The 22,094-nt window shown below is 44.8% G+C and carries 18 protein-coding genes; 16 read left to right on the top strand and 2 right to left on the bottom strand.

The features are described 5' to 3' along the window. Positions 1–23 precede the first annotated feature (23 nt). The 3 genes from icd to KNP99_RS06275 all read left to right on the top strand — a co-directional run bounded on the left by icd (position 24) and on the right by KNP99_RS06275 (position 3,715). Positions 24–1,298, top strand: a complete 1,275-nt coding sequence (icd, locus tag KNP99_RS06265; RefSeq protein WP_214810617.1) for an NADP-dependent isocitrate dehydrogenase — start codon at positions 24–26, stop codon at positions 1,296–1,298. A 26-nt stretch (positions 1,299–1,324) separates the two neighbouring features. Next, the gene (mdh, locus tag KNP99_RS06270; RefSeq protein WP_214804342.1) at positions 1,325–2,257 is read left to right on the top strand and encodes a malate dehydrogenase; all 933 of its coding nucleotides are present in this window, start codon (positions 1,325–1,327) and stop codon (positions 2,255–2,257) included. Positions 2,258–2,575: 318 nt separating this feature from the next. Then, positions 2,576–3,715, top strand: a complete 1,140-nt coding sequence (locus KNP99_RS06275; protein ID WP_214766562.1) for a zinc-dependent alcohol dehydrogenase — start codon at positions 2,576–2,578, stop codon at positions 3,713–3,715. 243 nt (positions 3,716–3,958) lie between these two features. Here the strand turns inward: KNP99_RS06275 and KNP99_RS06280 are convergent, their stop codons facing one another. After that, the gene (locus KNP99_RS06280; RefSeq protein WP_088837603.1) at positions 3,959–4,384 is read right to left on the bottom strand and encodes a divergent PAP2 family protein; all 426 of its coding nucleotides are present in this window, start codon (positions 4,382–4,384) and stop codon (positions 3,959–3,961) included. Between the two features lie 223 nt (positions 4,385–4,607). On the opposite strand from KNP99_RS06280, the gene KNP99_RS06285 reads away from it, so the two are divergent. From KNP99_RS06285 to KNP99_RS06345, 13 genes are all read left to right on the top strand, one after another. Beyond that, the gene (locus KNP99_RS06285; protein WP_029331139.1) at positions 4,608–5,315 is read left to right on the top strand and encodes a response regulator transcription factor; all 708 of its coding nucleotides are present in this window, start codon (positions 4,608–4,610) and stop codon (positions 5,313–5,315) included. Next, positions 5,312–7,045: a two-component system histidine kinase PnpS gene (gene pnpS / locus KNP99_RS06290; protein ID WP_088837602.1), complete on the top strand. Its 1,734-nt coding sequence runs from the start codon at positions 5,312–5,314 to the stop codon at positions 7,043–7,045. Before KNP99_RS06285 ends, pnpS begins: the two co-directional genes overlap by 4 nt. Before the next feature lie 213 nt (positions 7,046–7,258). Continuing rightward, positions 7,259–9,853: a DNA polymerase I gene (gene polA, locus KNP99_RS06295; RefSeq protein ID WP_088837601.1), complete on the top strand. Its 2,595-nt coding sequence runs from the start codon at positions 7,259–7,261 to the stop codon at positions 9,851–9,853. A 21-nt stretch (positions 9,854–9,874) separates the two neighbouring features. Beyond that, positions 9,875–10,705, top strand: coding sequence for a DNA-formamidopyrimidine glycosylase (mutM, locus tag KNP99_RS06300; RefSeq protein ID WP_088837600.1), 831 nt, complete (start codon positions 9,875–9,877; stop codon positions 10,703–10,705). Continuing rightward, positions 10,702–11,292 (top strand): dephospho-CoA kinase, encoded by a 591-nt coding sequence (coaE, locus tag KNP99_RS06305; RefSeq protein WP_088837599.1) that lies wholly within the window; start codon positions 10,702–10,704, stop codon positions 11,290–11,292. The genes mutM and coaE overlap by 4 nt, the downstream gene beginning before the upstream one ends. Before the next feature lie 164 nt (positions 11,293–11,456). Then, complete coding sequence (locus tag KNP99_RS06310; RefSeq protein WP_088837598.1) at positions 11,457–12,497, top strand: glyceraldehyde-3-phosphate dehydrogenase; 1,041 nt, start codon at positions 11,457–11,459, stop codon at positions 12,495–12,497. A gap of 262 nt (positions 12,498–12,759) precedes the next feature. Next, complete coding sequence (gene speD / locus KNP99_RS06315) at positions 12,760–13,146, top strand: adenosylmethionine decarboxylase (protein ID WP_029331133.1); 387 nt, start codon at positions 12,760–12,762, stop codon at positions 13,144–13,146. Between the two features lie 104 nt (positions 13,147–13,250). Then, a complete protein-coding gene (locus tag KNP99_RS06320; RefSeq protein ID WP_088837597.1) occupies positions 13,251–13,619 on the top strand; it encodes a hypothetical protein in 369 nt (122 codons plus the stop codon). Between the two features lie 13 nt (positions 13,620–13,632). After that, on the top strand, positions 13,633–14,115 hold the full coding sequence (gene nrdR, locus KNP99_RS06325) for a transcriptional regulator NrdR (protein ID WP_088837596.1): 483 nt from the start codon (positions 13,633–13,635) through the stop codon (positions 14,113–14,115). A 67-nt stretch (positions 14,116–14,182) separates the two neighbouring features. Beyond that, positions 14,183–15,538 (top strand): replication initiation and membrane attachment family protein, encoded by a 1,356-nt coding sequence (locus KNP99_RS06330; protein ID WP_088837595.1) that lies wholly within the window; start codon positions 14,183–14,185, stop codon positions 15,536–15,538. 12 nt (positions 15,539–15,550) lie between these two features. Beyond that, positions 15,551–16,468, top strand: coding sequence for a primosomal protein DnaI (gene dnaI / locus KNP99_RS06335; protein WP_214766556.1), 918 nt, complete (start codon positions 15,551–15,553; stop codon positions 16,466–16,468). A gap of 323 nt (positions 16,469–16,791) precedes the next feature. Continuing rightward, positions 16,792–18,732, top strand: coding sequence for a threonine--tRNA ligase (thrS, locus tag KNP99_RS06340; RefSeq protein WP_215193116.1), 1,941 nt, complete (start codon positions 16,792–16,794; stop codon positions 18,730–18,732). Positions 18,733–18,933: 201 nt separating this feature from the next. After that, complete coding sequence (locus tag KNP99_RS06345) at positions 18,934–20,130, top strand: glycoside hydrolase family protein (protein WP_251132185.1); 1,197 nt, start codon at positions 18,934–18,936, stop codon at positions 20,128–20,130. A 156-nt stretch (positions 20,131–20,286) separates the two neighbouring features. On the opposite strand, the gene KNP99_RS06350 is transcribed toward KNP99_RS06345, so the two are convergent. Continuing rightward, positions 20,287–21,762 (bottom strand): catalase, encoded by a 1,476-nt coding sequence (locus KNP99_RS06350; protein WP_159173490.1) that lies wholly within the window; start codon positions 21,760–21,762, stop codon positions 20,287–20,289. Positions 21,763–22,094 lie beyond the last annotated feature (332 nt).

Below are 22,094 nucleotides of genomic sequence, written 5' to 3' on the forward strand. Positions count from 1 at the left end.
ATTATTCAAGGGGGATTTTACACATGGCTACAATTCAAGGCGAAAACATCACGGTAACAAACGGAACATTGCACGTACCTAACGCTCCAATCATTCCTTTCATCATCGGTGATGGCACTGGACCTGATATCTGGAATGCCGCAGTTCGCGTATTTGACGCTGCAGTCGAAAAAGCATACAACGGCGAAAAGAAAATTGAATGGAAAGAAGTCTATGCAGGCGAAAAAGCATTCAATAAAACAGGTAGCTGGCTTCCGGAAGAAACGCTTGACCTAATCCGTGAGCACATCATCGCAATCAAAGGACCACTCACGACACCAGTCGGTGGTGGAATTCGTTCACTGAACGTTGCCCTTCGTCAAGAACTCGACTTGTACACATGTCTCCGTCCGGTACGTTATTTCACTGGTGTTCCGTCACCTGTTAAACGTCCTGAAGATACTGATATGGTCATCTTCCGTGAAAACACAGAAGACATCTACGCAGGAATCGAATATGCAGAAGGTAGCGAAGGTGCACAAAAATTACTTAACTTCCTCCAAACAGAAATGGGTGTCAACAAAATTCGCTTCCCAGAAACATCGGGTCTCGGAATTAAACCGATTTCAAAAGAAGGTACAGAACGCCTCGTCCGTGCTGCAATCGAATATGCACTCGAAAACAAACGTGCTTCATTGACGCTCGTTCATAAAGGAAACATCATGAAGTTCACAGAAGGTGCTTTCAAAAACTGGGGGTACGAGCTTGCTGAGCGTGAATACGCAGAGCATGTCTTCACATGGAACCAGTATGACCGCATCAAAGAAGAAGAAGGTGTTGACGCAGCAAACAAAGCACAATCTGAAGCTGAAGCTGCTGGCAAATTAATCGTCAAAGATTCAATTGCAGATATCTTCTTACAACAAATTCTCACGCGTCCAAAAGAGTTTGATGTCGTTGCGACAATGAACTTAAACGGAGACTACATTTCAGATGCACTTGCAGCACAAGTCGGTGGAATCGGAATTGCTCCTGGAGCAAACATCAACTACATCACAGGACATGCAATCTTCGAAGCAACGCACGGTACTGCACCGAAGTATGCTGGTCTTGACAAAGTAAACCCATCGTCAGTCATTCTTTCAGGAGAAATGATGTTCCGTCACCTTGGCTGGAACGAAGCGGCTGATTTAATCATCAAGTCGATGGAAACATCAATCGAAGAAAAAGTGGTCACATATGACTTCGCACGTCTCATGGATGGCGCGACAGAAGTGAAATGTTCTGAATTCGCGGATGAACTCATCAAAAACATGTAATCTCGGATTAGAGGGGGTATGGGAAGATGAACAAGCGGAAGAAAATTTCAATCATCGGTAGTGGATTTACGGGAGCGACGACGGCACTTTATCTTGCTCAAAAAGAGCTTGGAGATATCGTACTCGTCGATATGCCGCAACTGGAAGATCCGACAAAAGGCAAAGCACTTGATTTACAGGAAACGGCTCCGATTCAAGGATTTGATTCATGGATTCAAGGAACGTCTGACTACAAGGACATCAGTGACTCAGATATCGTCGTCATTACGGCAGGTATCGCGCGGAAACCGGGAATGAGTCGGGAAGACTTAGTCAGCACGAATGCAACTGTCATGAAATCGGTGACAAAAGAAATCGTTCGCCATGCACCGGAATCGATCATTATCGTGTTGACGAATCCGGTTGATGCGATGACGTATACAGTCTTTCAGGAGTCAGGATTTCCGAAAGAGCGGGTCATCGGTCAATCGGGTGTGCTCGATACGGCACGGTTCCGGACGTTCATCGCCATGGAGTTGAATGTTTCCGTCAAGGACGTCTCAGGATTTGTCCTCGGCGGACACGGAGACGACATGGTACCGTTACTTCGCTATTCACAAGCCGGTGGTATTCCGGTCGAGAAACTCATTTCTGCCGACCGCCTCGCGGCAATCGTTGAACGGACACGTAAAGGGGGCGGAGAAATCGTCCAGTTACTTGGTAACGGTTCTGCCTACTATGCGCCAGCAGCAGCCATCGTTGAGATGGTAGAGGCAATCCTAAAAGATCAGCGACGGATTTTACCAGCCATCGCGTATCTTGAAGGAGAGTATGGCTATCACGATCTATACTTTGGGGTTCCGACGATCATCGGTGGGAATGGTCTTGAACAGATTATCGAGCTTGAATTGACAGAAGACGAACAAAAATCGCTTGACCGTTCGGCGGAGACCGTTCGATCTGTCCTGACGATTTTATGAATGTGAAATTACAACACCACGCCTTTCTAGACAGTCTTGACTGTTTCGGGAAGGCGTGGTGTTTGCGTTAAAAGGAATGTAGCTGCCTTAGTAGGAACGTAAAATTTTGAACGGAGGATGTCATATCGTTCCTCAATCAGAATAATTTCAGACTTTATAAATCGTTCGCATATATTGAGTATATGTACAATCAGGCATTAGAAATTTTAAGGAACATATCAAACGAATACAAGGAATGTGTATTAATATTTTTTTAGTAGGGTATAAATGGAAGGTACGTTCATTGCATATTATTTCTCAGTAAAGGGAGGAAACAACATGCGGGCTGTAACCTATCAAGGGGCAAAGAATATTGAAGTAAAAAATGTAGCAGATCCATCGATTGAAAAGAATGATGACATTATTGTTAAAATTACATCGACAGCAATATGCGGTTCGGATTTACACATTTACCAAGGAACGATGCCGGCAAAAAAAGACTATGTCATCGGTCATGAGCCAATGGGAATTGTTGAAGAAGTAGGTCCTGAAGTAACAAAGGTAAAACGAGGAGACAGAGTCGTTTTACCATTTAACGTTGCTTGTGGTCATTGTTTCTTTTGCGAGCATGATATGGAAAGTCAATGTGATAATTCGAATGGGAATCCTCACGTTGATACAGGTGGATACTTTGGATTTACGGAAACGTTTGGTGACCATCCCGGTGGTCAGGCGGAATATTTAAAAGTGCCTTACGGAAACTTCATGCCACTCGTTATTCCTGAATCATGTGAGTTAGAAGATGAGGCTCTACTCTTTTTATCCGATGTTATTCCAACTGCATATTGGAGTGTTGTGAATAGTGGAGTGAAAAAAGGTGATACCGTCGTAATTCTCGGATCCGGTCCGGTCGGATTAATGACTCAAAAATTTGCGTGGTTGCAGGGTGCGAAGCGAGTGATCGCTGTTGATCAACAAGTGTATCGCTTAAATCATGCGAAGATGACAAACCATGTCGAGACTGTAAATCTACAAGATCATCAAGAAACTGGACAGTATATAAAAGAGTTGACGCAAGGTGGAGCAGATGTTGTCATTGATTGTGTTGGACTGGATGGAAAAATGTCTTCGCTTGAAAAGGTTGAACAAAAAATTGGATTGCAGGGCGGAACGTTGAGTGCCATCAATATTGCAAAAGATGCAGTTCGTAAGTTCGGAACCGTTCAATTAACAGGTGTGTATGCAGAAAAATACAATCAGTTCCCGCTTGGCGATTTTTTCACGCGAAATATTACGTTGAAGATGGGACAGGCACCGGTTGTCCATTTGATGCCGGGGTTATTTCAAAAAATTATTAATCGGGAGTTCGACCCGACTGATATTATTACACACAAGGTTGGTATAGAAGACGCCGCACAAGCTTATAAAACCTTTAATAATCACGAAGACGGTTGCATTAAGGTGATACTAAAACCATAAGTACCCATTTTGATGGGCATTTCCAACAATCATTTTTTTGTGAGAGATATCCTCGCTTTTAGTCAGCTATTTAGGTTATAGAAAATTTGTTACGAAGATGGAGAATTTTCTATGGAAGATTGTCTTTCCGTTTTATCTAAAAACTGAGCACTCCTTCAGAAAGAAGGAGTGCTCAGTTTTTGTTTTAATGTTGAGTTTGGTATTCAATTTTTGAAGAATTCTCCAACATTCCTGTACTTTGAATTAAAAGAAAAGGACGGGCCATAGGAAACCGACTGCTAAACCAAGCAACATGCCGACGAATACTTGGAATTCCGTGTGTCCGACTAATTCGTTTAATAGTGGCGTGTCATGACGGATTCCCTTGAAGTAGTCATTCAGTAGTTTTGCCTGTAACCCAACAGCCTGCCTGACGCCTGTCGCGTCATACATGATGATGACTGCAAAGATGGTCGCGAGAGCGAACAGCGACGAACCGAAGCCTTCTTGGAAGCCGATGACGACGGCGAGGGCGACGACGGTCGAACTATGTGAACTTGGCATGCCGCCTGACGCGAACATGATTTCAAGATCAAAAGTTTTATTCTTGATGACACCTGTGACGAGTTTTGCGGCTTGTGCGATAAACCATGCGGTAAATGCAGCGAGTAAAGGGCTATTCCATTCCATGTCTATTCCTCCAGATTCATTGACGATACAGTATTGTTTCCCGAATTGATGGGCTTTTACACGGAAATCTGACTTTCGACGTAGCTTGACCTTAAAGATTGTGTAAAGAAAGGTAAGAAAGATTTGTGATTCAGTAGGAAAAGTCGTTAAGATGAAGACAGAAGAAGTGGATTCCAATGAATTCCGCATTCGAAGATGAGATTTGCCGAGGAGGCCGACTGTTTTGAAAGATAAAATAATTGTTGTTGATGACGAACTCTCGATCGCTACACTTTTGAAATTCAATCTAGAACAAGCTGGCTTTATTGTAGAGACTGCCCACGATGGCATGTCCGGTTTAAAATTAGCGGAAAAGCAAGATGCCGCATTGATTGTACTCGATTTAATGCTACCGGAACTGGATGGACTTGAAGTCTGTAAACGACTTCGCCAACAAAAAATCAACACGCCAATCTTGATGTTGACGGCAAAAGATGACGAATTTGATAAAGTGCTGGGACTTGAGCTCGGAGCAGACGATTATTTGACGAAACCGTTTAGTCCGCGCGAAGTCGTAGCCCGTGTCAAGGCGATTCTTCGCCGAATGAATCAGCAAGTCGCGACGGAAGAAACGACGGATGGAACGATCTTAATCGGGGACGTCAAAATCGTTCCGGATAACTATGAAGCGTTCAAAGCAGAGGAACGCCTAGAGCTCACACCAAAAGAGTTCGAGTTGCTCGTTTACCTCGCTAAAAATAAAGGTCGGGTTTTGACACGTGATCAACTCCTATCTGCGATTTGGAACTATGATTTTGTCGGAGATACGCGAATTGTCGATGTGCATATCAGTCACGTACGTGAAAAGATTGAACCGAATACGAAAAAACCGATCTATATTAAAACAATCCGTGGGCTCGGATATAAGATGGAGGAGCCGAAAGTGGAATGAGCAAATACCGAAAACGATTCATACTAAAAATGTTGTCCTTCATCAGTCTTGTGCTGATTGCGCTTGGTTTTTTGTTAGGACAATCGTTTAAAGAGTTTTATGTGAATAACGAAAAAGAAAAGTTGATGGATGAAACATCACTCGTTGAAACGATTTTACAAGGTCGATCGTTAGAAGAGATGGCTGCGTATGTCGACCAATTGTACGCAGAATCGCATTTCGATATGATTTTATTTAACTCACGGGGAGAAATCATTGCCGGGACACCCGTTGATGTTACGAAATTAAATGTGCGGGCAATCAATTTCTCAGCGATTCCGGTGGATGGTACGTTCGAATCGAAGACCGATGATACGAGTCTCCAGTTTACGAAACCTGTCCAGACAGCTAGTGGAAATGAAGTGTACCTCAGCTTGATTCGTTATACGAAAGACTTAGATGTCATCTACTCACGCATTTGGACGGTGATCGTTCTTTCGCTCATCGTCTCCTTGTTTATGATTTTCTTTACCGTCTACAGCTCGACGAAACGGTTCTTACGTCCTGTAGCGGAAGCGACGGAAGTTTTGCGTGAACTATCGCACGGAAACTATAAATCCCGTGTCTATGAGTTAAATTCACCAGATGAATCAAGGGACTTAGGGAAGTCGATCAATTTACTCGCACGCAACTTAGAAAATGCTTCGTCCGGTGAAGCGATGCAACGCGCGCGACTTGAGTCGTTGATTGAATACATGGGTGCCGGTCTGATGTTGATTGATGAAAAAGGCTACGTTCTCCTCGTCAATCGGACGTATCGGGAAATGTTCAACATTCATGGTAAATCAAATGGTCAACTGTATTATCGTGTGTTGCCAAATGAGAAAATGAGTCAAGTCATTGAAGATGTTTACTTGACGGAAAAACCGAACCGGAAACAATCGAGTGTCCGCTTTGGAATCAATAGTCGGACGTTCATGGTCAGTGCGGCACCAATCTTCGGTAAGAATGGCCGTGTCCAAGGTACGACCGTCGTTTTCAATGACATCACGGAAATCAAGAAGCTGGAGCAGATGCGGAAAGACTTCGTCGCAAATGTTAGCCACGAGTTAAAGACACCATTAACATCGATTAAAGGATTTGCGGAAACCTTGCTTGATGGTGCGCAAGACGTACCGGAAATCCGCGAACAATTTTTGAATATCATTCACGATGAGTCTGAGCGGATGCAGACATTAGTAGAGGACTTGTTGGAGTTATCGCGTCTTGAACAAGATAACTATCAACTTGAGACGACGATTGTCGATGTGACGAGTCTGATTAACGAGACAGAGGCGTTGCTGCATCATAAGGCGCAAGAAAAAGAGATGACGATCCATATCGAGACGGAAGAGGAAGTCTTCATCCGGGCAGACTTGAATCGGTTGAAACAAGTCGTCGTCAACCTAGTTGCTAATGCTTTGAATTATACGCCGAATGGTGGGAATGTCTGGGTCAGCTTAGAAGACGGGGAAGAGATGGTCACGCTCCAAATCAAGGATGACGGGATCGGAATACATCCGAAAGAAACGCAACGGATTTTCGAACGTTTCTATCGGATTGACAAAGCGAGAAGTCGTAATTCAGGTGGGACAGGGTTAGGTCTTGCCATCGTTAAACACATCATCGATTTGCATCATGGAACGATTGATGTCGAGTCGGAGGAGCAACAAGGAACGACCTTTACGATACGTTTACCGAAAAAAGGCTGAACTTCACCGTGAGTTCATATTCTCTTTACAGAGCGATTGTATGCTAAAGATACCTTCTTCATCATCTGTGGAACGACTGGTTCAGCTCCCATGTCGTACACCACAAGGCGATTGGCTTCACAGCCAATCGTCTTTTTTTATGGCGTTTTTAGCGAACAAATGTGTGTAGAGTGATACAATAAGAACAGAAATTCTTCCAAAGGAGCGGAGACGATGGAAAACAAACTTTTATTGATTGACGGAAACTCACTAACGTATCGTGCCTTTTTTGCCTTGCCGCCGATGACGGACGCACAAGGACGTAACACGAACGCCGCTTACGGCTTTACGATGATGTTACTTAAATTACTTGAAGAGGAGCAACCGACGCATATGTTAGTCGCGTTTGATGCTTCGAGCGAAACGTTCCGCCACGATGTGTACCAAGAATACAAGGGAAGTCGGGAAAAGACGCCGTCTGAACTACGGGAGCAGTTCCCGATTGTACGTGATATCTGTGAAGCGCTCGGTATTCAAATGATGGAGCTTCATCGTTATGAAGCAGATGATTTGATTGGAACCCTAGCGCGGACGATGCCGGCAGACCGGACACGGATCGTCACGGGTGATAAAGATTTACTTCAACTCGTCACCGATCAAGTCGAGGTATTGATCACGAAGCGCGGTATCACGGACGTTCAGTGTATGACGGAAGACTTGTTTGCCGAGACATACGGTGGACTGAAGCCGATTCAAATGATTGATTTAAAAGGGCTGATGGGTGATAAATCGGATAACATTCCCGGGATTCCTGGTATCGGCGAAAAAACAGCGATTAAATTAATTTCTGCGTATGGTTCAGTCGAAGGACTGTATGAGCATGTCGAAGACTTAAAAGGAAAACAAAAAGAGAAGGTCATCGCGAACGAAGACCTTGCCCGGTTGTCGAAAGAACTTGCGACAATCAAACTCGATGTCCCGCTCGACGTCACGTTGCCTGATTTACAAATCAGTGATGTCGACACACAAGTACCGTATTCGTTGTTCCAATCGCTCGGGTTTAAATCGTTAACGAATCGTTTTGCTCCTGTCATCAAGGAAGAGGACAAGGAACAATTGAACGTCGAGACGATTACGACACTTCCTTCAGACGTGCAGGATGCTGTCCTCGTCGTCGAGCAGTTGCGCGAAGACTATATGGAAGAAGACATCATCGGTTTTAGTATCGCGACACCGAATCAAATTTATGTCGCTTCTCGTGAATTGGTCGAGGATCCTGCTTTTCGCGAATGGATCGAGTCGGACCATCAAAAAATCTGTCTCGATGCGAAACAAGCTGCCTTCGCGTTGCGGAAACATGGTTTAAAACTGCAAGCCTTCGATGACTTGTTGCTCGCTGGATATTTATTGAACTTAAGCGGTGGGACGACACTAGCGTCGATTGCCGGTCATTATGCGATGATGGCGCCGAGTGAAGAAGCCGTCCTTGGAAAAGGTGCAAAGCGTAGCGTGCCGACAGACGAACTGTTGCATCCTTATTTGGCAGAAAAAGCACGGATGATTGAGCGGTTGTTCCCGAAAGTACAAGAAGAGCTCAAAGCGAACCAACAATTCGAATTGTATGAGACGCTCGAACGTCCTTTGTCAGGTGTGCTTGCTGAAATGGAGTGGACCGGCATCCGTGTTGATGTCGCGACGTTGCAAGAGATGCAACATGATCTTGCAGGACGCTTAACGGATCTTGAGGAATTGATTTATGGTCAAGCGGGTGAAGCGTTCAATATCAACTCACCGAAACAACTCGGCGTCATCCTGTTCGAAAAACTCGAACTTCCTGCCTTTAAGAAAACGAAGACGGGTTATTCGACGGCAGCAGATGTCTTAGAGAAGTTAAGACCACTCCATCCGGTCATCGATCACATCATGCTATATCGTGAACTGCAAAAACTCCAATCGACGTATGTCGAAGGGTTACAAAAAGTCATCAAAGAAGATGGGAAAATCCATACGCGGTTCGCTCAGACGATTGCCCAAACAGGACGACTCAGTTCCGTTAACCCGAACCTGCAAAATATTCCTGTCCGGATTGAAGAGGGACGTAAGATTCGTAAAGCGTTTGTTCCGAGTCAAGCCGGATGGTCACTGTACGCTGCCGACTATTCACAAATTGAGTTGCGTGTCATGGCGCATATGTCGGAAGATAAAACGCTGGTCGATGCATTCCTGCACGACGCTGACATTCATACGCAAACAGCGAGTAGTGTCTTTTCGGTCGATCCGGGCGACGTGACAGGAAACATGCGTCGCCAAGCGAAGGCCGTCAACTTCGGAATCATCTACGGCATCAGTGATTATGGTTTGTCGCAAAACTTGAATATCAGTCGAAAAGAAGCACAAGACTTCATCGATCGTTATTTTGAGTTGTTCCCGCAAATTAAGTTATTCATGGATGCTGCAATCGAAAAAGCACGAGCGAATGGATTCGTCGAGACGTTGATGAACCGGCGTCGCAACATTCCAGATATCAATTCGAAGAACTTTAACTTACGTGGTTTTGCAGAACGAACAGCAATCAATACACCGATTCAAGGCTCGGCGGCAGATATCATCAAAAAAGCGATGCTCGATGTCCATGCTGCGCTTGAAGCGTCACCACTCAAGGCACGTTTGCTGCTTCAAGTACATGATGAATTGATATTTGAAGCACCAGACGAAGAACTAGACGCTTTAAAAGCACTCGTCAAACAAGCGATGGAGCAGACCGTCGAATTGTCAGTGCCGTTACGCGTTGACGGGGATGCGGGGCATTCATGGTACGAAACGAAATAATCTGTTAGAGGAGGAGCTAGTTTGCCTGAATTACCTGAAGTCGAGACCGTCAGACGCAATCTGGAGCGGACGGTCTCTGGAAAAACGATTTCTTCTGTGAAGGTCTTCCATCCGAAGATGATCCGGGGAATGGAAGTTGCACCGTTTGTCGACGCTTTGAAGCAAGAGCGGATCGAACGGGTCGAACGGCGTGGGAAATTTCTTTTATTTGCATTTGAACAGTTTTATCTCGTCAGTCATTTACGAATGGAAGGGAAGTATTTTCCGTATCCCCAAGCGATTGAAAAAGATAAGCATACTCATGTCATCTTTCGATTCACAGACGGCTCAGAGTTGCATTATAACGACGTCCGAAAGTTCGGGACGATGGAGCTGCGGGAAAAAGCGACCGTGATGCAGGTCCCACCACTTGCCCAACTCGAGCGGGAACCGTTTGATCCGACGTTCACGGCGGAAGTCTTAGCCGAAAATCTAATTCGTAAAAAACGCAGCCCGATCAAGACAGCATTGCTCGATCAATCGATCTTTTTAGGACTTGGGAATATCTATGTCGATGAGACGTTGTTCGCGGCACGGATTCATCCGTTAACGAAAGCAGGGGCCTTGACGCTTGACGATATTTCGCGGATTCACGTCGCAGGTGTTGATGTCTTACAAAAAGCCGTCGAAAGTGGCGGCAGTACGATTCGGAGTTATGTCTCGCCATCCGGAAAAGGGGAGTTTCAACTGCAACTTGCTGTGTATGGTCAAACAGGTGTCCCGTGTCCGCGTTGCGGGACAGCGATTGAAAAAATCAAGGTTGGTGGACGTGGGACACACTTCTGCCCGAACTGTCAGCAGGTCGCGTTATGAGAATCGGTTTGACGGGAGGAATCGCGACGGGAAAGAGTACCGTCGCGACGTATCTACAAACGAATGGGATTCCGGTCATCGATGCTGATTTGATCGCGCGGGAAGTCATGGAACCGGATGGGCTGGCTTATCAAGATGTGAAAGCTGCCTTTCCGGAAGCATTTGAAGATGGGATATTAATCAGAGCCAAGCTTGGTGAAATTATTTTTCACGATAGTGAAAAACGGAATTTACTGAATGAGTTGATGCATCCGAAGATTCGACAACAGATGCTCGCCCGGGCAGACGAATTGGAACAGCAAGAAGAATCTTTAGTTGTTTTTGATATCCCGCTTTTATTAGAAGGAGATTGGAAACAGCTTGTCGATCAAGTCGTGGTCGTCTATTGTAACGCTTATCTACAATTGGATCGCTTGATGGAACGCAATCAAATGTCACGGGAGGAAGCGCAATCACGTGTGCAATCTCAACTCGATATTGAACAGAAACGTCTCCTCGCCGACTATGTGTTGGTCAACGAAGGAACGGTCGAAGCGTTATACCGACAAATCGATCAGTGGTTAAAAACGTTACCTGTCACGCGTTGAGGTTTGGAGCGAAACAAAATTAAAGAAGTAGAAGTATCGTTTTGGGAGAAGTTGATGACTTCTCTCAACTTTTTTTTGTTTACATAATGAAATCGCTTACATTTCATGATATAGTTCTATCTGTAAACGGAGCATTATCCGTCACATTGAAGGGGGATCCGCACATGGGAGTCAAGGTGGCAGTTAACGGGTTTGGGCGTATTGGTCGAATGGTGTTCCGTCGATTAATCGCTGAGGGGAAAAGTCAGGTCGTCGCAATTAATGCAAGTTATCCACCGGAAACACTCGCGCACTTAATTAAGTACGATACGGTCCATGGAAAGTTTGAATACCCGGTCGAGATTGTCGAGGGTGGTTTGATGATTAATGAACAACTCGTGAGAATCGTCAGCGAACGTAATCCTGAGTTATTACCGTGGGGGGAACTTGAGATTGATGTCGTCGTCGAAGCAACAGGAAAGTTCAATTCGAAAGACGGCGCAAGTAAACATGTGTTGGCGGGAGCAAAAAAAGTCGTCATCACGGCACCGGCGAAAGGGGACATTCGGACAATCGTAATGGGGGTCAACGATGCGATGTACGATCATGAGAACGATCATGTCGTCTCGAATGCATCCTGTACGACGAATTGTCTTGCGCCTGTCGTTCAAGTCATCGATCGGGCATTCGGAATCGAGACGGGACTCGTCACGACGATTCATGCTTTTACGAATGATCAAAATAATATTGATAATCCACATAAGGATTTACGTCGGGCACGGGCTTGTGGATCATCGATTATTCCGACATCCACTGGTGCGGCACGTGCCATTTCGCTCGTTTTACCGCATCTCGAAGGGAAGTTGAACGGGCTTGCGCTCCGTATTCCGACACCGAACGTGTCGCTCGTTGACCTCGTCGTCGAAGTGAGTCGTGATACGACGGTCGCAGAAGTAAATGAAGCGTTCGTGAAAGCAGCTGATGGTGCGTTAGACGGGATTCTAGGGTTGACGATGGAACCGCTCGTTTCGATTGATTTTAACGGGGAAGTCCGTTCGACGGTCGTCGATGGCCTATCGACGATGGTCATGGGTGGACGCCAAGTGAAGGTGCTTGCTTGGTACGACAATGAATGGGGATATTCATGTCGTGTCGTCGATCTCGTTCAGATGATTGGAGCACATATTGAGGCAACAACGGTTGAAAAGGAATTAGAATTAAAATAATTTATATTTTTTAAACCGCTCTATACCAACAGATAGAGCGGTTTTTTAATAAATAGGCACTGAAATTTAAAATTTATCCTTGTGTATCTTTTTGATACTCGCTATAATTCAAATCGTGAACTTCAATCGGTCTGGCAATCGCAGCTTAAAGGGTTAGGACCTCTCTGGACTAACTTTCCCCCGTGGGTGCGAAAGACTCAGGCGCAAAGTAAGTGATCATGACTATACTTTGAAGACCATTGAATGTAGGGGGGATCCACTAATGGATACTATGGGAAGACACATTATTGCAGAACTTTGGGATTGTAATCCTGAAAAATTAAACGACATGGAGTTTGTCGAACGACTCTTCGTTGACGCAGCACTTCAAGCAGGTGCAGAGGTACGCGAAGTCGCATTCCATAAGTTTGCTCCACACGGAGTAAGCGGCGTCGTCATCATTTCTGAATCGCATTTGACGATTCATAGCTTCCCAGAACACGGATATGCATCAGTTGATGTCTTTACGTGTGGGGATCGCATCGATCCAGCAATCGCAGCGAATTATATCGCTGACGCATTAGATGCAAAAATCCGTGAAAATGTCGAAATTCCGCGTGGCATGGGACCAGTTAAAGTTCCGGCAGCTACGATTCAGCACGTTAACTGACAAAAACACGAACTACCAGCCCTCGTCTTTATGGCGAGGGCTTTTTAATATGTCTGACGTCTGTTATTCTTAATAGTAGAAGAAAACAGAAAAGGTGATGGCGGATGGGATTTAAAGAACGTTTGCAAAAACAACTTGAAACGTCTGATACGCATAAAAACGAAAAATTACGAACGCACTATTATGCTGCGACTCCCGAGATGTTGTTTACAGGTCTTGAGACTGTCGTGGCGAAGCAACACGGAACCGTTAAACGAATTGATGTTGAACGAGGAGAATTATCTTTTCAAGGAACTGGGTTAGATGGACTAGCGACAGTCATCATGGTCGGTTCTGGTAGAACAGCTGTTGATCTATTTTTGCATCGCGAAGGATTACTTGGTCCGGACCTCGAGCAATGGATTGAAACAATCTATCAAGAATTAGATGCGACATACCGATTGAAAATGATTGGAACAAAAGAATTTACGTGAACGGAGGTGCGGCATGCGTTGTCCAGCCTGTAATTATAACGGGACGAAGGTTCTCGATTCGAGACCTGTGCAAGATTTTGGCTCGATTCGGCGCCGTCGTGAATGTGAATCATGTGGTTATCGTTTTACAACATTCGAGATGATTGAACAAACACCACTCATCATCGTGAAAAAGGATGGGACCCGTGACGAATTCAATCGTGATAAAATTTTACGTGGACTCGTCCGTGCATGTGAAAAACGTCCGATTTCAATTGAGCAACTCGAAACGGTCGTCAGTCGTGTCGAAAAAGCCTTACGGGCAACGGCACAACATGAAATTCCGAGTGAACAGGTCGGCCGGCTCGTCTTGAATGAACTCGCTTCTGTTGATGAAGTGGCTTACGTCCGTTTTGCGAGTGTCTATAAACAATTCAAAGACATCAATGTCTTTTTCCAAGAGTTATCTGAACTAATGGAACGCCATCAAGAAAATGAACGTGAAAATTTAACGTAATCGAGGAGAGGTCGTCTGTAGGTCAGAACGCACCTCTCTTTTTCTCACGAAAGAAGGGACGAAACAGATGTTGGAACGTGATGTATCGGGAACGGACTTATGTTTAATCATGAGTAATGGTGTCGTCGATCGTGAAGCTTATCAATCCCTCTATTATTTATATCAGCCGATCATCGGTGTAAAAGCTCTTGGTCTGTACCAAACGTTTTGGAGTGAGATGATTCCTGGTAAAACGAAATCACAATATATCTCACATGCAGAACTAGGAACATTGTTAGGATTTTCTGTTGATGAATTTAAAGAGGAGCTTTTTAAGCTCGAAGGAATTGGATTGATTCGAACATTTGAGGCGAAACAAGCTGCCTATCGTTATGTTTATCAAATTCGCGTCCCGTTAGCACCGAATACGTTCTTGAATGATGGTGTCTTATCAAGCTTACTGTTTTATCGTGTCGGAGAAATCCGCTTTCGAGCACTTCAAAATCGTTTTCGGACGGAGCAGCTACCGAAAAATGTCGTTGACCGGACGGTTCGTTTTGATCAAGTGTTTGATGTCAAAGCAGGACTTGCTTCTGCCCATCAACCAAAATCGTATGCGAAACAAGAACGTGCCGCCTATGAATTTGATTATTCATTCGACTTAGAAGAAATGAAGCGTCAGACCGATCGTTTTCTCCCGAGAAGCTTTTATACGAAATCGATTGACCAATTGTTGCTGAAGCTAGCTTACGTCACACAGTCGAATGAAACCTTGATGGCGGAACTGTTGAATGCCCGCTTCCGGCATGAAGCGTACCTACCAATGACGGACAGTGAGAAGCAAGAGCGCTGTAAACAGATGATGTTATCGGCGAAACAAAAGCTCAGTCGTGATAAAAAAGCGAAGGTCGCTGTCCTCGAAGAAGTCGAAGTCGGTGATTTAAGTGAAAGTGAGACGATGGAAGGGACTCATCCGAAGCACTATGTCGCGAAGTTACGTAAGGTGAAGTCACTTTCTGAACGGGATGAAGAATTGATTCAGCAATTGATCATCGATTATGAAATGTCGTCGGGAATCGTCAATGCTGCCTATTATTACGCACTTGTCATGAAAAAGGACAATCGCTTCAGTAAAAACTTTTTGCTGTCGATTGTCGACGATTGGAAACAGAAAGGTTACGCGACAGCAGCAGAAGCATTAGCGAAAACAAAAGACCAAGACGAATTAATCGCAAAGAAACAGGATCAAAAGCAAGAACGGTCACGCCAAACGGTTGGCGGCAGAAGAGGGCGTCCGAGTTCGACTGGACCGAATCCGAAATGGCTACAAGAAGAAAAAGAGAAACAACAAAAATATGAAGCGACTAAAAAAGCGAGTTTTGAATCCGAAGTACCGGATGATGCAGAGATGGAACGGATTCTGCGTGAACTAAAGGGGAAGTAAAGGAGTAGTGAGATGGAACATATCCAATCATCGATTGAAAAAATCTTGAATCGTCCAGGTGTCGCAGCATCCGTGCGCGCCATTCATGAGCGAGTCCTATCGCATCCAGGTGTCATCGTCTTTTTAAGGACACATCCTGAAATTGATCAACGAACGATTGAGCGAGGGATGTTAAAGCTCAATGAATATGCCGAGCAGATGGACGGTCATCAAGTGATTGAAAAAAAAGCCGTTATCGAAGGCTATCAGCCCGTGCTGCATTTAGAAAAAGGTCAAATCATGGTCGCTTATGAAAAAACGCAAGCACTCAAAGATCGTGAAAATGAACGGGCGCTCGAGAAAAAATTCAAAAGTTTGTTTTTACCGGATGAAGTACGGGACGCGAACTTCAGTGACTTTGATTTGACGACGACGGATCGAAAACTTGCCTTGCGGGCAGCATCACAATTTTTGAATACGATTCGTTCGAAAGAGCAGGTCAAAGGACTGTATCTGCACGGGAGTTTCGGTGTCGGGAAAACGTACCTGCTCGCAGCAATCGGGAATGCGCTCAAAAAAGAGCGTGTTGCGACAATTCTTGTCCATGCTCCGGGATTTGTCTCGGAAGCGAAACGCCGAATCCGGTCTGATAGTTTTGATACGTTCCTCGAGAGTTTTCAGACGGTGCCCGTTTTATTGATTGACGACATCGGGGCGGAGTCGATCAGCCCGTGGGTCCGGGACGAACTGTTCGGGATCATCTTGCAGTACCGGATGATGCATCGCTTGCCGACATTGTTCAGTTCGAATTTATCCTATGATGAACTCGAGCTTCATTTCGGGATTACGAATGATCAAGGAGATAAATTGAAAGCGATGCGATTGATGGAACGCATCCGGACGACGACGAATCCAGTTGAATTTTTAGGTGAAAATCGCCGGCGTTATTAATTTTCCTTGTCAAAGAACTTCATCTTTCGCTATACTTAGTGCACAATCAGTATAGTGAATTGCAAAGATTGAGGATACGAAGGACGAACTGGACCAAACAAGCGAGAGAAGGATGGTGAAAGCTTCTCATGGACTCTATTCGTTTTCTTTACTCCCTCATAGCACAGACGGGGCTAATCCGTTTGCGTCTCACGCCCGTTATCGCGTGTTCGAGCCGGTACATGGAAACATGTTCGGGAACGAGGGTGGTACCACGAGATGAAGACTCGTCCCTTTTTAGAGGGATGGGTCTTTTTTTTATTTAATTTAAGGGGGAAACAGTCATGTCAACTATTGCTCTTACATTTCCAGACGGCGCGGTCAAAGAATTCGCAGCCGGTACAACTGCTGAAGAAGTCGCGGCTTCCATCAGTCCAGGACTCCGTAAAAAGGCATTTGCCGCAAAACTAGACGGTGAAGTCATCGACTACCGACGTCCGATTGAAAAAGACGGTGTCATCGAACTCGTCATGCCAGACTCAGAAGAAGGACTCGATTTGATTCGTCACTCGTCTGCGCACTTGATGGCGCAAGCGATCAAACGTCTTTTCCCGGATGAAACGATTCACCTTGGAATCGGACCGACAATTGAAAACGGCTTTTATTATGACATCGATATGGAACGTCGTTTGACAGAAGAAGATCTTCCGGTCATCGAAAAGATGATGAATAAAATTGCGGGAGAAAACTTGTCCATTGAACGGGAAGTCGTTTCGCGTGACGAAGCTTTAAACATCTATAAGGAACTGAATGACCCGCTTAAAATCGAATTGATTGAGTCGATTCCAGCCGATCAAGATTTGACACTGTATCGTCAAGGCGAGTTCTTCGACTTATGCCGTGGTCCACACGTCCCGGCGACAGCGAAGCTACAAGTCTTCAAATTGATGAGCATCGCAGGTGCTTACTGGCGTGGTGATTCAAAAAATAAAATGCTGCAACGGATTTACGGGACAGCCTGGGCAACAAAAGACCAACTGAAACAACAATTACACTTCTTGGCAGAAGCAAAAGAACGTGATCACCGGAAACTCGGAAAAGAACTTGATTTGTTCTTTACATCGCAAGACGTCGGTCAAGGGTTACCAATGTGGTTACCAAAAGGGGCGGCCATCCGTCGTACTGTCGAACGGTACATCGTCGATAAAGAGCTCGAACTGGGTTATGAACATGTCTACACACCTGTGCTCGGTTCAGTTGAGTTGTATAAGACGTCAGGTCACTGGGATCACTATCAAGATGACATGTTCCCGAAAATGGAGATGGATAATGAAGAACTCGTTCTTCGGCCGATGAACTGTCCGCACCACATGATGATTTATAAAAATGAACCACGGTCATACCGTGACTTACCACTCCGTGTCGCAGAACTTGGTGGCATGCACCGTTATGAAATGTCAGGTGCACTGACTGGGCTACAACGCGTGCGTTACATGGTCCTAAACGACGGGCATACATTCGTCCGTCCGGATCAAATGAAAGATGAGTTTAAAGCCATCGTTCACTTGATTCAAGAAGTCTACGCGGACTTCGGGATTACTGATTATAAATTCCGTCTGTCTTACCGTGACCCGGCAGATAAGGAAAAGTATTTCGACAACGATGCGATTTGGGAAATGGCGCAACGTGAGTTGAAAGAAACGATGGATGAACTTGAACTTGAGTATTTCGAAGCAGAAGGTGAAGCCGCGTTTTATGGTCCAAAACTCGATGTTCAAGTCCGGACAGCACTCGGTAAGGATGAGACACTGTCGACAGTTCAGCTCGACTTCTTGTTACCGGAGCGCTTTGAATTGACGTATAAAGGAAATGACGGACAAGATCATCGTCCGGTCGTCTTGCACCGTGGTGTCGTTTCGACAATGGAACGTTTCGTTGCGTACTTGATCGAAGAATACAAAGGGGCATTCCCGACATGGCTCGCACCGGTCCAAGTCAAATTGATTCCGGTCTCACGGGCACAGGAAGACTATGCACGTGAAATTAAAGCGATGCTCTTGAAAAAAGGGATCCGGATTGAAACGGACTTCCGCGATGAGAAGCTCGGTTACCGCATCCGTGAAGCACAGATGAACAAAATCCCGGTCATGCTCGTACTCGGGGATAAAGAAGTGGAGTCACGGGAAGTCAACATCCGTCGTTATGGCTCGAAAGATTCAAGCAATGCCTCGCTTGAGCAATTCGTTGCTGATTTAGAAGCAGAAATCGCCAACCGTTCGAAGTAATCAATAATAAGCTGAATCGGTTAGCACGACACAAGCTAGCTTTCCTGTCCGTCGCGGGCACGGGAAAGCTGGCTTTTTCTTGCATCCAGGAGGAATCGTAGCTTACCCCGATGGATTTTGGAGAAATTTTCGAGTCCACCCGTTTTGTATCTACATAGTTTTTGAGAATCGGCCGATACATGGATGAGAGGAGTGGAACGGTTGAAGAAATTAATTTTAGTGTGTCTTTGTGCGATGTCGTTTACCTTCATTGCGCCGGACATCGAACGAGTCGAAAGTATGAAAACATACCGGATTACACCTCGGACGGAGCCGATTGATTCTGTTTTACGAAAGTATTCGACATATAATGAAAAAACAAAAAACTATTATACGTTACGATCTTATTTAGAAAAAATCGAGGCGGAAGGCGGTGGGACACTGATCTTAGCGAAAGGAACGTATCTGTCGCCGATTCGTGTGGGGGTTCCGTCGAATACGACGATTCGTTTAGAGGATGGTGTCATCATTAAAAAGACATTCGATACCGGGACGACGAAAATCGCAGCAACAACAAGTGTCTTCGACCTCGTTCCACCATCCGTTTTGCGTCTGAAGACAACGGTCGGAAAATATAACGGTTCGAATTATGTGACGATTGAAGGTCAGGGCAATGCACAAATCGATTTAAGTCATCTCGCTAGAGGCGCAGCCTTTGCGATTGCCCATAACGCGAATCTTTACATCGGTGGACTGACGATTCGTAACCAAAACGGTTCACACGCGATTGAGTTAGATGCAACGAATCATGCTGTGATAGAAAATATGGCATTCATCAATGCGACGATGATTAAAAATACGGGACCCAATGAATCAATTAATTTAGATACACCTGATCCGGTAACACAAGGATTTCGATGGAAGTGGTCTGCGCAGGATCGGACACCGAATCAAAATATTGTGATTCGAAACAATACGTTCAAAAACATAAATGTCGCAATCGGTACCCACCAGTACTCGCAAGACCGTCCGCATCAGAATATTCGAATTGAATACAATACGATTGATGGTACGAAAGATCACGCGATTTCGATGATGAATTGGGAGAAGGCGATCGTTCAAATGAATACAATCCGAAACGTTCATCGAGCAGATGGAAAGGCGATCGCGATTCTCGGACGCGGTGTCGTTGGTGGAATCATCAAAGGTAATAAGATTGAAAATACAGATCGTGCGATCCAGATGCAACCACATCAAAGTAATGGATTTAAACCCGTCTATAATCGATTTACGGATGCTGAAAAGCTGAATCTTCGTAAAAATAAAATCAAAGAAGTCAAAGTAGGGCAAGTCGTACTTTATTCAAAGTTGAATAATTTTTCAGTAGAGACATCAGAACGGTTCAATTTTGTCCCATGAAGCATATAAATTCCATATTGAAGCGAAACGTGACAAGTGATTGCTGCAAAAAGAAGAACTGGTCATCCTATGTAAAATTCTTCTGTCAGTAGTGTTTCTATAATTAAAAACAGCCTACTCCCGATTCAGGAGTAGGCTGTTCGTTTATACGGCTTATCATTTTTGCATTTGTTGCAAGAACGGTTTGATATCGACGTTTAATGCTTCCGATAACTTTTCACCGAGTGACGCATCGGCACGGTAGAAGTTACAGATTGCAAGTAAGACTGTGTTTTCGTGACGTACTTGTTGAAGGTCATTCACAAGGTTATTGAGAAGAGCCATCTGTTCTTCTTCCGTCATACGACGGTAGACTTCACCAGCTTGGCCGAAGTTATTCGTTTTCTCGATTTCGAGACGGCCATGGATGTCATCATGGAGTGGCTGTGTGTCTTCCGTATACTCAGGTGTTTGTTTCGGTTCATCTTGGTAACGGTTTGGTTCGTAGTTGACTGAACTTGTTTGCTGCTTAAACGGCATTGCACCATCACGCTGGTAGTTGTTGACTTGAGCGAACGGGCAGTTGATTGGAAGCTGTTGATAGTTCGGTCCAATCCGGTGACGCTGTGTATCGGAGTAAGAGAATAAACGGCCTTGAAGTAGTTTATCTTCAGATGGTAACATACCCGGTACAAGGACACCTGGGTTGAAACCGACTGATTCCGTTTCAGCAAAGTAGTTGTCGACGTTTTTGTTTAATGTCATTGTTCCGACGTGTTGGAATGGAATGACATCTTCGAACCAGTCTTTTGTAGCGTCAAGTGGGTCGAAGTCGAAGTTTTCGACATCAGCAGGATCGAGTACTTGGACGAAAAGATCCCATTCTGGGAAATCGCCATTTTCGATAGCTTGGAATGTATCGTTAGACGCATGATTAAAATCTTTTCCTTGTACTTCGGTTGCTTCGTCGGCAGATAAATTATGAACGCCTTCTTTTGGTACCCAACGTAACTTGATGTAGACCGTGTTACCGTGTGCGTTTACCCATTTGAATGAGTGAACAGAAGAACCACGCATTTTACGGTAGCTCGCTGGAATTCCTTCATCTGTGAAGAGGTGCATCAACATATTCGTTGATTCAGGGCGAAGTGTCATGAAATCCCAGTAACGATCAGGATCTTGGATGTTTGTCCGTGGATCCGGTTTTAATGAATGAACCATGTCCGGGAACTTCATTGCATCTCGAATGAAGAAGACCGGTAAGTTGTTACCGACGAAATCCCAGTTTCCTTCTTCTGTATAGAATTTAACAGAGAAGCCGCGTGGATCACGGAGTGTTTCAGGAGAGTGTGTACCATGAATGACGGTAGAGAAGCGGGCAAAGACAGGGACTTCCGTTCCTTCTTCTTGTAGGAAAGCCGCTTTTGTATATTTTTTCATCGAATTTTTTACTTTAAAGACACCGTGTGCGCCGAAGCCACGTGCGTGTACAACGCGTTCCGGTACGCGCTCACGGTCAAAGTGAGCAATTTTTTCGATTAATTGATAGTCTTCTAATAAAGTAGGTCCGCGACGTCCAGCTGTACGTGAGTTTTGGTTGTCCCCAATCGGCACACCCTGATTCGTCGTTAATTTCTTTTCGTTTTCATTCATTATTTTAACTCCCCCTTATGTAAGATTAAAACAATTATAAAACAATAATCATTCTAAATAAAGAAATAAGCACTATTCAAATAAATAATTTTTAGCACAAGATAAATTTACCCATTCATTTCTAATCAGAAACTTCTTGCTAAACGAACTTAGGATTGCTATTATAATCAAGTATGTGAGCAACGTTCTAATTGAACTGATAAAGCGGCTTGACATCACGGGAAAGTAAGTGCTATGATAGCAAAGTGAAATGACAACAAAGCAGAAGCATCCCGCTTCTCACCATGTACAGGTTGCTGTGCTGGTCCATCATGATGATATGTGATAGTAGA

The sequence above is a fragment of the Exiguobacterium sp. s95 genome (assembly GCF_018618655.1).
Lineage (GTDB): Bacteria > Bacillota > Bacilli > Exiguobacteriales > Exiguobacteriaceae > Exiguobacterium_A > Exiguobacterium_A oxidotolerans.

Bases quoted from the DNA above. Each gene is read 5' to 3' on its own strand.
- dnaI (WP_214766556.1), top strand. From the start codon at position 15,551: ATGGAACATATCCAATCATCGATTGAAAAAATCTTGAATCGTCCAGGT.
- nrdR (WP_088837596.1), top strand. From the start codon at position 13,633: ATGCGTTGTCCAGCCTGTAATTATAACGGGACGAAGGTTCTCGATTCG.
- KNP99_RS06350 (WP_159173490.1), bottom strand. From the start codon at position 21,762: ATGAATGAAAACGAAAAGAAATTAACGACGAATCAGGGTGTGCCGATT.
- pnpS (WP_088837602.1), top strand. From the start codon at position 5,312: ATGAGCAAATACCGAAAACGATTCATACTAAAAATGTTGTCCTTCATC.
- polA (WP_088837601.1), top strand. From the start codon at position 7,259: ATGGAAAACAAACTTTTATTGATTGACGGAAACTCACTAACGTATCGT.
- mdh (WP_214804342.1), top strand. From the start codon at position 1,325: ATGAACAAGCGGAAGAAAATTTCAATCATCGGTAGTGGATTTACGGGA.
- speD (WP_029331133.1), top strand. From the start codon at position 12,760: ATGGATACTATGGGAAGACACATTATTGCAGAACTTTGGGATTGTAAT.
- icd (WP_214810617.1), top strand. From the start codon at position 24: ATGGCTACAATTCAAGGCGAAAACATCACGGTAACAAACGGAACATTG.
- thrS (WP_215193116.1), top strand. From the start codon at position 16,792: ATGTCAACTATTGCTCTTACATTTCCAGACGGCGCGGTCAAAGAATTC.
- KNP99_RS06280 (WP_088837603.1), bottom strand. From the start codon at position 4,384: ATGGAATGGAATAGCCCTTTACTCGCTGCATTTACCGCATGGTTTATC.
- KNP99_RS06275 (WP_214766562.1), top strand. From the start codon at position 2,576: ATGCGGGCTGTAACCTATCAAGGGGCAAAGAATATTGAAGTAAAAAAT.
- KNP99_RS06320 (WP_088837597.1), top strand. From the start codon at position 13,251: ATGGGATTTAAAGAACGTTTGCAAAAACAACTTGAAACGTCTGATACG.
- KNP99_RS06310 (WP_088837598.1), top strand. From the start codon at position 11,457: ATGGGAGTCAAGGTGGCAGTTAACGGGTTTGGGCGTATTGGTCGAATG.
- KNP99_RS06330 (WP_088837595.1), top strand. From the start codon at position 14,183: ATGTTGGAACGTGATGTATCGGGAACGGACTTATGTTTAATCATGAGT.
- coaE (WP_088837599.1), top strand. From the start codon at position 10,702: ATGAGAATCGGTTTGACGGGAGGAATCGCGACGGGAAAGAGTACCGTC.